The following is a 502-nucleotide window of genomic DNA, read 5'->3' as shown; positions in this document are numbered from 1 at the left end:
CTGGTCAGCAGGATGCCAGCGTTGGCAGCAATCGCGCGCCCTGGCTCAATGATGATTTCCCCATCGAAACTGCTTAATTGTGTGTTCAGAGCGCTTGCCCAGTCCGCAGGTAAGGGAGGAGTTTCGTCTTTATAGCGCACACCCAGGCCGCCTCCCAGATCCAGATGTTTGATCTGGATGCCCTGAGAAGCGAGCCTTTTAATCAATTCAAGCAGGCGATCCAGGGCATCCACAAAGGGCGAGATCTCAGTCAGCTGTGAACCGATATGACAGTCGATGCCGATGACCTGGAGATGCGGCTGCTGTTGTGCATGCAGGTAGATTCGCTCAGCATCATCAATATTGATGCCGAATTTGTTCTCTTTCAGACCGGTAGAGATGTAAGGATGAGTCTTTGCATCAACATCAGGGTTGACGCGAAAAGAGATGGGCGCGATCTTACCAAGTTCACCCGCAACCCGGTTGAGAGTCTGTATCTCGGCTTCTGATTCAATATTGAAAC

1 pseudogene is annotated in these 502 nt (G+C 51.4%); it reads right to left on the bottom strand.

The annotated features are described in order from the left end of the window. Positions 1–502, bottom strand: a pseudogene (locus ACQY8X_RS21245) (diaminopimelate decarboxylase); the annotation flags it as partial.

This window comes from Amphritea sp. (assembly GCF_050300915.1).
Lineage (GTDB): Bacteria > Pseudomonadota > Gammaproteobacteria > Pseudomonadales > Balneatricaceae > Amphritea.
The sequence above is the reverse complement of the archived record's forward strand: the minus strand, read 5'-3'. Positions and strand labels throughout refer to the sequence as shown.